We start from the raw sequence: 13825 nt of genomic DNA, 5'->3' as shown, positions 1-13825 counted from the left end.
GGGGGGGGGGGGGGGGGGCCCGGGGGGGGGTCGCCGCCGGGTCGGCGGTGCTCGGCGCGGGCGTGGGGGTCGGGGCGGGAGCGCTGCTGGTGGCGGGCGGCGCGGCGGCGGGCTTCCGGGGCTCGGGCGGGGTCGCGCGCTGCTCGGGGAGCGTGAGCACGAGGACGCCGAGGACGGCGACGGCCGCGACCCCGGCGGTGCCGGCGCGGCGCCCGAGCGACCAGGTGGGGGCGGCGTGGGCACCGGGCGGGGAGCCGGGGAAGGCGGCGGGAGCCGGATCGGGGAGTCCCGTCGGGGCCGCAGGCTCCGGGAGCGGGGCGGCCAGGCCCACCGGATCGGCCGCCAGGGCCGGGGTCGTACCGGTGTCGAGGAGGGCGGCGGTGACGGGCGGCACCAGGCCGATGCCGACGAGCAGGCCCTCGACGGGGGCGAGGCCGCGGCGGGACCCGCCGGTCGCGCAGGTGCGGCAGTCGCGCAGGTGGCGGGCTATGCGTTTGCGCCACAGCGGGGAGGGGGCGCCGTCCCAGGGGGTGAGGACGGCGGCGAGGTCGGGGCAGCGGGGGTCGGCGTCGAGGGCGCCGACGACGGCCCGGCCGGTCTCCAGGCGCTCCTTCATCCGCTGGACGCGGACGGCGGTGTGGGCCGGGGGCAGGCCGAGGGCCTCGGCGAGTTCGGCGCGGGTGAGTTCGCCCGCCGCCTCCAGCCACCACAGGGAGAGCAGCTCGCGGTCGTCCCCGTCGAGCCAGCGGGTGGCGCGGGCGACGTCGCGGCGCTGCCCGGTCAGACCGAGGCGGAGGATGGTGAGGTCGGTGAAGTCGCCCGCCGGATCGGCGAGGTCGACGGCCCGGTCGAGACCGGGCACGGGCGCCTGGAGGCGTTCCCGCCAGCGGCGTCGCACCCCGTTCATGGCGATGGCGACGAGCCAGGACCGGAAGCGCTCGGGATCCCGCAGCCCGGGCAGCCCGTCGAGGGCGCGGACCAGGGTCTCCTGCACGATGTCGTCGGTGTCGGCGTGCCCGTCGAGGGCGCGCCCCACCACGTTGTGGACGAGCGGCAGGAAGGCGCGTACCAGTTCCTCCCTGGCGTCCGGGTCGCCCGCGCGCGCCGCCTCCACCAGTGCGGTGGTGCGCTGCTCGTCGCTGTGCATGGATGGTGCTCCCTTGTCCCCGGTCCGAGTCCCCGTGCTTCCGGAGATCCTCGGGACCGGGCAGGGATAACACTTTTCTCGGGGCCGGCGAACCGGCCCCTCGGGCGGCCGCGGGCCGGCCCGTGGCCGCCCGGCGGGCTAGCCGGTCGGATGGGGCAGGCGGGGGACCGTGGCCCCCCGGCCCTCCCTCACGGCCTCCACGACGGCGTCGTGGAGTTCACGGCTCTCCTCCTCGGAGGAACAGGGGACGGGACTTCCCGACATGGTGAACCAGTCGGAGGCGCCGCTGTACTGCACGGCCACGCGTGCCTCGTCGTCGACGTAGGTCGTGTGCACGGTCAGATCGCCCGTGACGATTCCGCCCTCGACGGTCAGCACCCCACCACGCCCGGTGTAGACACCGGCGGTCGTCCAAGATGCCCAGCTCATGCCCTCCAGGGTCACACCCGGACGGCGTACGCGCCACCGACGCGACCGCCCCGGCCGGAATCGTCCCGGCCGGGGCGGTGCGCGTCGGGTGCCGGATCAGGCGAGGGACGCGACGGCCTCGTTGAACGTGGCGGACGGGCGCATCACGGCGGCGGCCTTGGCCGGGTCGGGCTGGTAGTAGCCACCGATCTCGGCCGGGGAGCCCTGGACGGCGTTCAGCTCGTCGACGATCTTCTGCTCGTTCGCCGCGAGGGTCTCGGCGAGCGGGGCGAAGGCCTTGGCGAGCTCGGCGTCCTCGGTCTGCGCGGCCAGCTCCTGGGCCCAGTACAGGGCCAGGAAGAAGTGGCTGCCGCGGTTGTCGATGCCGCCGAGGCGACGGGTCGGCGACTTGTCCTCGTTGAGGAAGGTGCCGGTGGCGCGGTCCAGGGTGTCCGCGAGGACCTGGGCGCGGGCGTTGCCCGTGGTGGTGGCCAGGTGCTCGAAGGAGGCGGCCAGCGCGAAGAACTCGCCGAGCGAGTCCCAGCGGAGGTAGTTCTCCTTGACGAGCTGCTGGACGTGCTTCGGGGCGGAGCCGCCGGCGCCGGTCTCGAAGAGGCCGCCGCCCGCCATCAACGGGACGACCGACAGCATCTTGGCGCTGGTGCCCAGCTCCAGGATCGGGAAGAGGTCGGTCAGGTAGTCGCGCAGCACGTTGCCGGTGACGGAGATGGTGTCCTCGCCGCGGCGGATGCGCTCCAGGGAGAACTTCGTCGCCTCGACCGGGGAGAGGATCTTGATCTCCAGGCCCTCGGTGTCGTGCTCCGGCAGGTACTGCTTCACCTTGGCGATGAGCTGCGCGTCGTGGGCGCGGGCCTCGTCCAGCCAGAAGACGGCCGGGGCGCCGGTGGCGCGGGCGCGGGTGACGGCGAGCTTGACCCAGTCCTGGATCGGGAGGTCCTTGGTCTGGCAGGCGCGGAAGATGTCGCCCTCGGAGACCTCCTGCTCCAGCAGGACGGTGCCCTCGGAGTCGACCAGGCGGACGGTGCCGGCCTGGGCGAGCTCGAAGGTCTTGTCGTGGGAGCCGTACTCCTCGGCCTTCTGCGCCATGAGGCCGACGTTCGGGACGGAGCCCATGGTGGCCGGGTCGAAGGCGCCGTGGGCACGGCAGTCCTCGATGACGGCCTGGTAGACGCCGGAGTAGCTGTGGTCCGGGAGGACCGCGAGGGTGTCGGCCTCCTGGCCGTCCGGGCCCCACATGTGGCCGGAGGTGCGGATCATCGCCGGCATCGAGGCGTCGACGATGACGTCGGACGGCACGTGCAGGTTGGTGATGCCCTTGTCGGAGTCGACCATGGCGAGGGCCGGGCCCTCGGCGAGCTCGGCGTCGAAGGACGCCTTGATCTCGTCGCCGTTCGGGAGGGCGGCGAGGCCGTTCAGGACCGTGCCGAGGCCGTCGTTGGCGGACAGGCCGGCGGCGGCGAGGTCCGCGCCGAACCGGTCGAAGGTCTTCGGGAAGAAGGCGCGCACGACGTGGCCGAAGACGATCGGGTCGGAGACCTTCATCATCGTGGCCTTGAGGTGCACCGAGAAGAGGACGTCCTCGGCCTTGGCGCGGGCGACCTGCTCGCCGAGGAAGGTGCGCAGGGCGGCGGCGCGCATGACGGCGGCGTCGACGACCTCGCCGGCGATGACCTTGAGCGGCTCGCGCAGCTCGGAGGTGGTGCCGTCGGTGGCGGTGAACTCGAAGCGGAGGGTGTCGTCCTGGCCGATGACGACGGACTTCTCCGTGGACGCGAAGTCGTTCTCGCCCATGGTGGCGACGTTCGTCTTCGACTCGGCGGACCAGGCACCCATGCGGTGCGGGTGGTTCTTGGCGTAGTTCTTGACCGAGCCGGGGGCGCGGCGGTCCGAGTTGCCCTCGCGCAGGACCGGGTTGACGGCCGAGCCCTTGATCTTGTCGTAGCGGGCGCGGACGTCCTTGTCCTGGTCCGTCTTCGGGTCGTCCGGGTAGTCCGGGAGGGCGTATCCCTGCGCCTGGAGCTCGGCGATCGCGGCCTTCAGCTGCGGGATCGAGGCCGAGACGTTCGGCAGCTTGATGATGTTGGCCTCGGGGGTCTTGGCCAGCTCGCCGAGCTCGGCGAGGGCGTCGCCGATGCGCTGGCCCTCCTCCAGGAACTCGGGGAAGACCGCGATGATGCGGCCCGCGAGCGAGATGTCACGCGTCTCGACCGTGACGCCGGCCGTGGAGGCATACGCCTGGATCACGGGCAGGAACGAGTACGTCGCCAGTGCCGGCGCCTCGTCGGTGTGGGTGTAGATGATGGTCGAGTCAGTCACCAGGTGCTCCGCTCCACGTCTGCGTATGCGAGATTGCTCGACATCAAGATATCTCGTGATCGCGGTTCTCCGTAAAGGGGCCCACGAGCTCACCTTGGTCGGGGGCTCCGGAGTCCTCCACGAGGGGGCCTCCGAGCCGGTACGAGGCGGGGCCGCCGTCCAGGTCGACGTGGCGCACCAGGGCGAGCAGGACCAGTCCGGCGGCGGCGCCGACACCGGCGGCGAGGGCCTGGCCGCAGCGGTGGGCGAGGCGCAGCTCGTCGGGGTCGTACGGGGCGGTGGCGGGGAGTCCGAGCGTGTCGCCGAGGAGCAGGAATCCGGCCACGAGCCCGCCGGCGGCGACCAGCGCGAGCGGCAGGGTCGCCGGGAGGCCGCGCAGGGTGGTGCCGCGCCGGGTGCCGGGGCGGACCTTGCCGCGGCGGGCGAGGAGGGCGAGCAGACCGCACTGGACGGCGAGGGCGAGCAGGGCGGCGGCGATGACGTCGCCGGGGCGGTGGTCGCCGGCGGCGATCGCGTACCCGCCGAGGGCGACGGCCCACAGGGTGGCGGCGCCGACGACGAGTTCCCGGGAGCGCCGGGGCACGACCAGGACGAGGGCGAGGGCGACCCCGAAGGCGAGCGTGGCGGTGGCGCTGGGGAAGCCGCTGGGCGCGAGCGCCCCGGCGCCGTCGACGGGCCGGGGGCGGGGGGCGTAGAGCTGGAGGAGTCCGGCGACGGCGAGGGCCACGGCGACGGCCCCGGCGGCGGCGCCGGTCAGTGCGTACCGCTTGCGCAGCAGGCCGAGGCCGACGAGGAGGACGCAGGCGAGGACGAGGGAGAGGGTGACGGCCCCGTCCAGGGAGGGGTGGTCGCGCACGAAGGCGGCGACCCGGGTGTCGGCGCGGCGGCCGGTGACGGCGGCGTCGCCCCAGCGGCGGCCGGTCGCGGTGAGCACGAGTCCGGCGTAGACGAGCGTGAGCAGCAGGACGGCCCCGAGGCAGGCACGCCGGGTCCGGGTGCGGACGCGGGTGCTGAAGGAGTCCGCGGCCTCGCCTGCCACGGCGGCGTACCACCAGGTGTCGCCGGTCTTCGGCGGCCTCGGGGAGCCGCCTGTGCGCCTGTCGTAGGGAGCCATGCCCCGATTCGAACCCACGCGCGGCCGGGCCGCCTGCTGGGATCACCCGAACGACACGCCGGGCGCGGATTCAGTCGCGGCCGGAGCCGAGTTGGGCGACGAGGAGGAGGACCAGGGCCGCGAGCAGGGCGAGGACGGAGACGAGTCCGAGGAGGGAGCCCGCGGCGGGTTCGCCCGCGAAGCCGCCGGCGCTCTGGAGCAGAAAGGATCCGGCCATGATCAGCTGGGCCCAGCCGTAGAGGGCGACCCGCCGGACCTTGTGGCGCAGCCACGGCAGGACGAAGCCGGTGCGCAGGGTGGCGCCGCCGCTGACGGCGAGCAGGAGCGCGAACGCCCCGGGTATCAGGTACCAGTCCATGACGTTCCCCCGGTCGTCGCCGGCCCGGTGCCGACGGTGACGCGATCATGCCACGGCCCGGTGAACCGGCCGGGGGACCCCGGAGCGGGTGTCCCCGGCCGGACGGGGGTTCAGGAGGAGGCGCGGACGACCAGCTCGGTGGGGAGCATCTGGCGGGGCTGGTCGTCGGGCTCGCTCGGGGAGGCGATCTCGGCCAGCAGCAGCCGGGCCATGCTGCGGCCCATCTCCTCGATCGGCTGGCGGACGCTGGTGAGCGGCGGGTCCATGAGGCGGGCGACGGCGGAGTCGTCGACGCCGACCAGGGCGACGTCCTCGGGGACCCGGCGGCCCTCCTCGCGCAGCACGGCCCGGGCGCCGGCCGCCATCACGTCGGAGGCGGCGAAGACGGCGTCCAGGTCCGGTGCGCGGTCCAGGAGTTCGCGCATCGCGCGGCGGCCGCCCTCCTCGGTGAAGTCGCCGCCGGCGACGAGGGCGTCGTCGGCGGCGAGACCCGCCTCGGCCAGACCCTCGCGGTAGCCGTCGAGGCGGCAGCGGGCGCCGTACATGTCGAGGGGGCCGGTGATGGTGGCGACGCGTCGCCGGCCGGCCGCGGCGAGGTGGGCGACGGCGGTGCGGCCCGCGCCGGTGTTGTCGGAGTCGACGAAGGCGACGGGCTCGTCCGCGCGGCGGCGGCCGTTGAGCACGGCGGGCAGGCCGAGGGCCCGCACCTGGTCGGGCAGCGGGTCGTCGGCGTGCACGGAGACGAGCAGGACCCCGTCGACGCGCTGGGCGGCGAGGTACTGCTCGAAGCGCTGCCGCTCCTGGTCGCTGCGGATCAGGGTGAGCAGCAACTGCTTGTCGGCGTCGGCCAGTTCACTGCTGACGCCGCGGATGATGTCGAGGAAGTACGGCTCCGCGAAGAGCCGGGCCTCGGTCTCGGGGATGACGAGCGCGATGGCGTCGGTACGGCTGCCGGCGAGGGCGCGGGCGGCCCGGTTGGGGACGTAGCCCAGCTCGGCGACGGCCTTCTCGACGGCCGCCTTGGCCTGTTCGCTCACCTTCGGGGAGCCGTTGATGACCCGGGAGACCGTGCCCCGGCCGACCCCGGCCCGGGCCGCGACCTCCTCCAGGGTGGGCCTGCCGGTCTGCCGCCCGCTCACCGCCATGTGCCGCTTCTCCCCTCGGCCCCGGGACGCCGCCCGCCCGTAGTGTGCGGCGAACCTATCAGGCGGGCGCGCGGCGTCCGGCGCGATCAGGCGCCGGTGGGGGCGAGCTCCGCCATCGGGCCCCAGCCCGGCTGCTCCGTCCGGACGTTGATGATCTCGGGAGTGGCGGAGACGGCCCCGGCCATGGCGGCCAGTCCGGCGGCGAAGTGGTCGGAGGCGACGTGGACGGCGCCTGCCTCGTCGTCGGCGAAGCCCTCCAGGAGGGTGTAGACGTTCGGGTCGTCGACGGAGCGGGACCAGTCGAAGAAGAGGTTGCCCGGCTCCGCGCGGGTGGCGCGGGTGAAGTCGGCGACGAGGTCGAGCCACTGGTCGGCCAGCTCGGGACGGACGGGGAAGCGGACGGCGATGAAGATCATGCCGTCAGGCTGCGCCGGGCGGTGGGGCCCGGGCCAGACGGCCCGCTCAGGATTCCGGCAGGGCCGGAAAGTCCGGCACCGCGCGGGCCAGCGCGGCCCGCACCGCGCCCTGGCGGCGGGCGAAGTCGGCGGTGGGCAGGGAGACCGACAGGGCGTGCACGATGCCGTCGCCGCGGTCGGGCACGGCGACGGCGAGACAGGTGTACGCGAGGTCCGCCTCGCCGACGGAGACGGCGTAGCCCTGGTCACGGACGGTCGCCATCTCGGCCTCGAAGCGCTCGGCGCCGGTGATGGTCCGCTCGGTGAAGCGGGCCATGCCGTGCTCGGCGAGGTAGCGGCGGCGTCGGGCCCGCGGCAGCGCGGCGAGCAGCGCCTTGCCGTGCGCGGTGGCGTGCGCGCGGGCCTCCGGGCCCGGGGCGAAGGGGTGGGCGGTGTCGGTGACGGGCGCGGTGGTGTCGACGACGGTGATCAGGCCGTCGCGGTAGGCCGTGTGGTACGCCTCCGCGCCGGTCGCCCGGCGCAGCCGACCCAGCAGCTCCCCGGTGGAGGCGCCGAGCCCGTGGTGGCGGAGGTGGGCGCGGTGCAGCGCCGGGACCCGGGGCCCGGGGGCGTACCCCTCGGCGGTGCGCACGAGGTGCCCGCGCGCGAGGAGCGGCCCGGTCAGGTGGTAGACGGTCGACAGCGCGCAGCCGAGCGAGCGGGCGAGCGCCTTGGCCCCGACGGGCCGCCCGGCGTCGGCGACCAGGTCCAGCAGGTCGAGGGCCCGCTCCACCGACCGCGGTCCGGCGGCCGCCGCGCGGTGGGGGTCGGCGTACGGCTCGGGGCGCGGGGTCCGGTCGTCGGCGGGCATCCGCCCAGGGTACGACGGCGGTGCGGGCGGCCGGATCCGTGGCGGACCCGGGTGCGCACCGGGTGCGGACCCCCGCGCCGACCCGGTCGGCACGCTGGGTGGCCGGCCTGTTTCGCGGGGTATTGTCGCAGGTCAACCATGCTTTATGTGCATTTGACACTCTTTCGACGTACCGTCGTGAGGTTCCCTTGTCACCGACGCACCCGGGAGAGCGCGTGCCCCGCCCCAGGACCGACCATGCCCCGACGCCCGCTGCCGGGAACCGCCCACGGTGGCGGACGGCCGCGATCGCGACGGGCGTCGTCGCCGTCGCGGCGGGCGGACTCTACGTGGCCGGTCTGGTGACCACCGGCGACGACATATCCGCCGGCACCCGGGCCGGCGGCGTCGACATAGGCGGCCTGAGCAAGGCCGAGGCGGCCGAGCGGCTGCGGGCGCAGGCCCCGGCCTCCTGGACCGCGCCGATCGCCGTGCAGGTGGGCGAGCGCACGGAGCGGGTGAGCCCCGCCGCCGCCGGGCTGACGGTCGACGCGGAGGCGACGGCCGAGCGGGCCGCCGACCCCTCGCGCGACCCGTTCACCGTCATCGGCCGCCTCTTCTCCTCCGGCGACCGAGAGATCGAACCGGTCCTCGCCCATGACGCCGCCAAGACCGACGCGGCCGTCGCCGCGCTGGCGAAGGAGAACGACCGGGCCGTCAAGGAGGGCTCGGTCTCCTTCGCGGACGGCGAGGCCGTCTCCACCCGGCCCGTCGCCGGACAGAAGCTGGACACCGCGAAGGCCGCCGACGCCCTGCGGGCCGCCTACCCCTCCGCGCCCGGCGCCGCCGCCGTCGCCCTGCCCGTGGCGGTGACCCAGCCGAAGCTGGCCGGCACCGAGCTGACCCGCTTCCTCGACGCCTACGCGAAGCCCGCCGTCTCCGGACCGGTCACGCTCACCGTCGGCGACCAGCGCCTGAGCATCTCCCCCGAGACCCTGGGCGACCACCTGACGGTGAAGAACCAGAACGGCCGGCTGACCGGCTCCCTCGACTCCACCGCCCTGCTCCGCGACCCCGACGTGGCCCGCCCGCTCGCCGCCATGACCGGCGCCCCGGTCGAGGGGACCCTCGGCGTGCGGGACGGCAAGGTCGTCGTCGTGAAGGAGGGCCGCGAGGGCCGCGAGGTGACCGCGAAGTCGCTCGGCGCCGCCGTGGACCCGCTGCTCACCCGTACCGGCCAGGCGGCCCGCACCGCCGCGGTGGCGACCAAGGTCACCCAGCCGCAGGTGAGCTCCGCGAACCTCGCCGCGCTCGGCATCGAGGAGCAGATGTCGACCTTCACCGTGAACTTCCCCACCGCCCCGTACCGGACCACCAACATCGGACGGGCCGCCGAGCTCATCAACGGCTCGCTCGTGCAGCCGGGCGAGGTGTGGTCCTTCAACGAGACGGTCGGCGAGCGCACCGAGGAGAACGGCTTCGTCGACGGCACGATGATCCTCGACGGCCGCTACCAGGAGGCGCCCGGCGGCGGGGTGTCCGCGGTGGCCACCACCGTCTTCAACGCGGTCTTCTTCGCCGGCGTGCAGCCCGTCGAGTACGGCGCCCACTCCTTCTACATCGAGCGCTACCCGGCCGGCCGCGAGGCGACCGTCGCCTGGGGCAGCCTGGACCAGAAGTTCCGCAACGACTCGGGCAAGCCGATCTACATCGCCGCGAACGCCACCGACTCCTCGGTGACCATCACCTTCTACGGCACGAAGAAGTACGACTCCGTCGAGGCCGTCGCCGGTCCGCGGACGAACGTCACCGAGCCGGAGAAGCGCGAGGCCACCGGCAAGACCTGCGTGCCGCAGGAGCCCCTGGAGGGCTTCGACATCGCGGTCGACCGGGTCTTCAAGAACGGCGGCGAGGAGGTCAAGCGGCAGACCTTCAAGACCCACTACACCCCGCGCGACGAGGTCGTCTGCAACTGACGCCGGCGTCCGGCGGAAGGGTGTCCCCGGGGGCGCCGGCGGGCATGCATGCCTGGGTGCGGCCGGTCCGGGCCGCAGCGACCCCTGCCGGAGGCGTGTCGTGGCGGAGCGCAGCGAGGTCCCTCCCTACGCCCGGCTACTGGCCGGCGCGGTCCGCGACGGCGTGTGCCCGGGAGCCGTCTGGGCGGTCGGGGACCGCTCCGGGACCCGCTCGGCCGGGGCGGTCGGCGTGCTCGACCCGACCCGGCCCGAGGAGCCGGTCCGCCCGGACACCCTCTACGACGTGGCGAGCCTCACCAAGATCCTCACGGTGTGGGCGGTGACCGGCACCCTGGTCGACGCCGGGAAGCTGGACCCGTCGGCGCCGCTCGGCTCCTACTGGCCCGCCGCGGCGGGCCGCCCGGTCGGCGCGGTCAGCGCCCGCCACCTGCTCACCCACACCGCCGGGATGCCGCTGCGCGCGAACCTGCGCTTCCTCTACGGCTCCGATCCGCAGGACGTGCGGGACGGGGTGCTCGCCGAGCCGCTGCGGCATCCGCCGGGCGCGGCCGTCGCGTACACCGACCGGGCGGCGCTGGTCCTCGGCTGGCTCGCCGAGCACCTGACGGGCAGGCCGCTGGCCGCGCTGGCACGGGAGCGCGTGTGGGAGCCGCTCGCCATGCGCGCGACCCGCTGGGGCCCGCTGCCGCCGGAGGCCGCCGCGCGCTGCGCGCCCACCGAGTACGACGAGGAGACGGGCCGCCACCTGAAGGGCACGGTGCACGACTTCTCCGCCCGGCTCCTCGGCGGCGCCTGCGGGATCGCCGGCGTCTTCACCACGGCCGGGGACACCGGCCGCTTCCTGCGCGGGGTCCTGTCCCCGCCTCCCGGAACCTTCTCCGCCGCCTGGACGGCCGCCTCCCTCCGCGTCGGCACGGGCGCGCTCGACCCCCCGCGCGGCCTGCTCTGGCACCCGGCACCCGGCACCTCCCCCGGCGACGACGTGTGGGCCCACTTCGGCTTCACCGGCACCGCGATGTGGGTCTCCCCCGCCCGCTCCCGCTGGGCGGTCCTCCTCACCAACCGGCTGTACACGACCCGCGACCCGGGGCCCCTGGCCCGGGTCCGCGAGGCGTTCCGGGCGCACGCCTTCGCCTGAGCGCGCGGCCGTTGTCGGTACCGGCCCCTACGGTGCTGCCGTGGCCGACTCCTATACGACGCTGTGGACCAACGACCTCTGCCGGGAGCTGGAGCGCTCCGGGGAGGAGGGCCTGCGACCGACGATCCTCTTCGGCGGGCCCTACGGGGCGCAGCCCAGCTTCCTGCGGGCCGGGGTGCGCCCCGGCGACACGATCTATCCGGTGCGGGCCCACCGCACCCGGCTCCACGTGCTGGGGGCGATGGAGGTGTCCCGCGTCGTGACGCACGAGGAGGCGGGCGCCGAGCTCCACGACGACTACGCGAAGCTCATGTACTGGCGGCGGCTCAAGACCGGTTTCGTGTCGGAGGTGCTGCTCGGGCCGCCCGGCTCGCCGCTCTCCTTCGACACGGTGGTCCCCGGCGACGTGCTGGAGCGGCTGACCTTCACCTCCCGCCGGGGCGAGCGGACCCTCCGGTTCGTGGAGGACGGGAGGCTGACGCGCTCGATCGGGCTCCAGGGCGTGTACCGGCTGGCGCCCGCTTCGGCGGAGGAGCTGCGGCGGCTGGTCGCGGAGCGGTGGGCCGACCCGGCGGTGTGAGCTCGCGGACACGCGTTCGGGCCCCCTTGTGGGGGCCGAGGACCCCCGGGTTACCATATGAGCGCCGTCTAGCTCGAAAGATAAATCTTGTGACTGTCAATGATGACTCGTTCACCAGCTGGAAGAACCGTGAGGAGATCGCGGAGTCGATGATCCCGATCATCGGGAAGCTGCACCGTGAGCAGGACGTCACCGTCCTCGTTCACAGCCGCTCCCTGGTGAACAAGTCGGTCGTCAGCATCCTCAAGACGCACCGCTTCGCCCGCCAGATCGCCGGCGAGGAGCTCTCGGTCACCGAGACGCTGCCTTTCCTGCAGACGCTCACCACGCTCGACCTCGGTCCCTCGCAGATCGACATCGGCATGCTCGCCGCCGAGTACAAGGCCGACTCGCGCGGCCTGACGGTCGAGGAGTTCACCGCGGACGCCGTCGCCGGCGCCACCGGTGCGAACAAGATCGAGCGCCGTGACGGCCGGGACGTCGTCCTCTACGGCTTCGGCCGCATCGGCCGCCTGGTCGCCCGCCTCCTCATCGAGAAGGCCGGTTCGGGCAACGGCCTGCGCCTGCGCGCCATCGTCGTGCGCGGCGGCGGCGAGGCCGACCTCGTCAAGCGCGCCTCGCTGCTGCGCCGGGACTCGATCCACGGCCAGTTCCAGGGCACCATCACGGTCGACGAGGCGAACAGCACCATCGTCGCCAACGGCAACACGATCAAGGTCATCTACGCCAACGACCCCTCCGAGGTCGACTACACGGCGTACGGCATCGAGAACGCCATCCTGATCGACAACACCGGCAAGTGGCGGGACCGCGAGGGCCTCTCCAAGCACCTGCGCCCCGGCATCGACAAGGTCGTCCTGACCGCGCCCGGCAAGGGCGACGTGCCGAACATCGTGCACGGGGTCAACCACGACACGATCAAGCCGGACGAGCAGATCCTCTCCTGCGCCTCCTGCACCACCAACGCCATCGTCCCGCCGCTCAAGGCGATGGACGACGAGTACGGCGTGCTGCGCGGTCACGTGGAGACCGTCCACTCGTTCACGAACGACCAGAACCTTCTGGACAACTACCACAAGGCCGACCGTCGCGGCCGTTCCGCGCCGCTCAACATGGTCATCACCGAGACCGGTGCCGCCTCGGCCGTCGCCAAGGCGCTGCCGGAGCTCAAGGCCCCGATCACGGGCAGCTCGATCCGCGTCCCCGTCCCGGACGTCTCGATCGCCATCCTCAGCCTGCGCCTGGGCCGCGAGACCACCCGCGACGAGGTCCTGGAGTACCTGCGCGACGTCTCGCTGCACTCGCCGCTGAAGCGCCAGATCGACTTCACCACGGCTCCCGACGCCGTCTCGATGGACTTCGTCGGCTCGCGCCACGCCTCCATCGTGGACGCCGGCGCGACCAAGGTCGACGGCGACAACGCGATCCTGTACCTGTGGTACGACAACGAGTTCGGCTACTCGTGCCAGGTCATCCGCGTCGTCCAGCACGTCTCGGGCGTCGAGTACCCGACCTTCCCGGCCCCCGCGGTCTGATCCCCGCCCGCGCCCACGCGAAAGCGGCGCGCCGCGCTCCCCGAGGGGAGGGCGGCGCGCCGCTTTCGCGTCGTGCGGCCAGATCAGCCCTTGCGCATGGAGCGCAGCGCGCCGGTCGCCGGCTCGACCGGCTCGTCCCGGGCCTCGGCCCAGAGCGAGCGGACGTGACCGAGGTGGCGCATCATGCACGCCTCGGCGCCCGCCCGGTCCCGGGCGATCATGAGGTCGAGGAGTTCGACGTGCTCCTCGGCGGAGCTGACCAGCTTGCCGGCCTCGTCGAGCCCCGTCAGGCCGTAGAGCCGGGACCGCTTGCGCAGGTCGCCCACCGTCTCCACCAGCCGGTCGTTGCCGCCCAGGCCGAGGAGGGTGAGGTGGAACTGCCGGTCCGCCTCCAGGTAGCCGATGAGGTTGTGCGCGCGGGCGTTGACGACGATCTCCTCCGCCAGCGGGCGCAACGCCTCCAGCTGCTCGGCGGTCGCGGTCTCGGTGACCCGGCCGACCGTGGGCACCTCGATGAGCATCCGCAGCTCGGTGCACTGGTCGAGCTCGCGCTCGCTGACCTCGGTGATCCGGAAACCCTTGTTGCGGACCGGCTCGACGAGGCCCTCGCGGGCCAGGTCGAGCATGGCCTCGCGCACCGGGGTGGCGGACACGCCGAGTTCGGCCGCGAGGCCGGGGGCCGAGTAGACGGTCCCCGGCTTCAGCTCCCCGGCCGTGAGCGCCGCGCGCAGCGCGTGGCCCACCTGGTCGCGAAGCCGCTCCTGGGCCTTGATGAGACTGTGCTGCTTCAGGTCACCCACGCCGTTCCTCCGAGAATCCGCAGGCGCCCAGCGTACAATGTC

Annotated in this window: 13 protein-coding genes; 4 read left to right on the top strand and 9 right to left on the bottom strand. The window is 74.0% G+C overall.

All coding sequences use genetic code 11. The features are described from left to right. The 8 genes from IE321_RS31200 to IE321_RS31165 all read right to left on the bottom strand — a co-directional run. The coding region (locus tag IE321_RS31200; RefSeq protein WP_190225343.1) for an RNA polymerase sigma factor at positions 1-1147 on the bottom strand (1147 nt) is incomplete at its 3' end. A 138-nt stretch (positions 1148-1285) separates the two neighbouring features. Then, positions 1286-1576: a hypothetical protein gene (locus IE321_RS31195; RefSeq protein ID WP_043230855.1), complete on the bottom strand. Its 291-nt coding sequence runs from the start codon at positions 1574-1576 to the stop codon at positions 1286-1288. A 96-nt stretch (positions 1577-1672) separates the two neighbouring features. Next, positions 1673-3892 (bottom strand): NADP-dependent isocitrate dehydrogenase, encoded by a 2220-nt coding sequence (locus IE321_RS31190; protein WP_190225342.1) that lies wholly within the window; start codon positions 3890-3892, stop codon positions 1673-1675. A 43-nt stretch (positions 3893-3935) separates the two neighbouring features. Then, a complete protein-coding gene (locus IE321_RS31185; protein ID WP_190225341.1) occupies positions 3936-5006 on the bottom strand; it encodes a phosphatase PAP2 family protein in 1071 nt (356 codons plus the stop codon). A 70-nt stretch (positions 5007-5076) separates the two neighbouring features. Next, positions 5077-5364: a hypothetical protein gene (locus IE321_RS31180; protein WP_043230848.1), complete on the bottom strand. Its 288-nt coding sequence runs from the start codon at positions 5362-5364 to the stop codon at positions 5077-5079. Between the two features lie 110 nt (positions 5365-5474). After that, the gene (locus IE321_RS31175) at positions 5475-6509 is read right to left on the bottom strand and encodes a LacI family DNA-binding transcriptional regulator (RefSeq protein WP_190225340.1); all 1035 of its coding nucleotides are present in this window, start codon (positions 6507-6509) and stop codon (positions 5475-5477) included. 86 nt (positions 6510-6595) lie between these two features. Next, positions 6596-6925, bottom strand: coding sequence for a putative quinol monooxygenase (locus IE321_RS31170; protein WP_043230843.1), 330 nt, complete (start codon positions 6923-6925; stop codon positions 6596-6598). 46 nt (positions 6926-6971) lie between these two features. Then, positions 6972-7775, bottom strand: coding sequence for an IclR family transcriptional regulator (locus tag IE321_RS31165; RefSeq protein WP_190225339.1), 804 nt, complete (start codon positions 7773-7775; stop codon positions 6972-6974). Positions 7776-7990: 215 nt separating this feature from the next. Here IE321_RS31165 and IE321_RS31160 point away from each other — a divergent pair, with 215 nt between their 5' ends. From IE321_RS31160 to IE321_RS31145, 4 genes are all read left to right on the top strand, one after another. Then, on the top strand, positions 7991-9730 hold the full coding sequence (locus IE321_RS31160; protein ID WP_190225338.1) for a VanW family protein: 1740 nt from the start codon (positions 7991-7993) through the stop codon (positions 9728-9730). 100 nt (positions 9731-9830) lie between these two features. Further along, positions 9831-10868: a serine hydrolase domain-containing protein gene (locus IE321_RS31155; protein ID WP_190225337.1), complete on the top strand. Its 1038-nt coding sequence runs from the start codon at positions 9831-9833 to the stop codon at positions 10866-10868. A gap of 40 nt (positions 10869-10908) precedes the next feature. Next, complete coding sequence (locus IE321_RS31150) at positions 10909-11448, top strand: hypothetical protein (RefSeq protein ID WP_226651881.1); 540 nt, start codon at positions 10909-10911, stop codon at positions 11446-11448. A gap of 89 nt (positions 11449-11537) precedes the next feature. Further along, positions 11538-12983, top strand: a complete 1446-nt coding sequence (locus IE321_RS31145) for a glyceraldehyde-3-phosphate dehydrogenase (protein ID WP_043230841.1) — start codon at positions 11538-11540, stop codon at positions 12981-12983. An 83-nt stretch (positions 12984-13066) separates the two neighbouring features. Here IE321_RS31145 and IE321_RS31140 read toward each other — a convergent pair whose 3' ends face one another. Continuing rightward, the gene (locus tag IE321_RS31140) at positions 13067-13783 is read right to left on the bottom strand and encodes a GntR family transcriptional regulator (protein ID WP_043230838.1); all 717 of its coding nucleotides are present in this window, start codon (positions 13781-13783) and stop codon (positions 13067-13069) included. Positions 13784-13825 lie beyond the last annotated feature (42 nt).

Origin of the sequence: Streptomyces hydrogenans (assembly GCF_014656075.1) — a bacterium.
Lineage (GTDB): Bacteria > Actinomycetota > Actinomycetes > Streptomycetales > Streptomycetaceae > Streptomyces > Streptomyces hydrogenans.
Note: the sequence above shows the minus strand (reverse complement) of the source record. Positions and strands in the feature narration are given on the sequence as shown.

Bases quoted from the DNA above. Each gene is read 5' to 3' on its own strand.
- IE321_RS31195 (WP_043230855.1), bottom strand. From the start codon at position 1,576: ATGAGCTGGGCATCTTGGACGACCGCCGGTGTCTACACCGGGCGTGGT.
- IE321_RS31185 (WP_190225341.1), bottom strand. From the start codon at position 5,006: ATGGCTCCCTACGACAGGCGCACAGGCGGCTCCCCGAGGCCGCCGAAG.
- IE321_RS31180 (WP_043230848.1), bottom strand. From the start codon at position 5,364: ATGGACTGGTACCTGATACCCGGGGCGTTCGCGCTCCTGCTCGCCGTC.
- IE321_RS31175 (WP_190225340.1), bottom strand. From the start codon at position 6,509: ATGGCGGTGAGCGGGCGGCAGACCGGCAGGCCCACCCTGGAGGAGGTC.
- IE321_RS31170 (WP_043230843.1), bottom strand. From the start codon at position 6,925: ATGATCTTCATCGCCGTCCGCTTCCCCGTCCGTCCCGAGCTGGCCGAC.
- IE321_RS31165 (WP_190225339.1), bottom strand. From the start codon at position 7,775: ATGCCCGCCGACGACCGGACCCCGCGCCCCGAGCCGTACGCCGACCCC.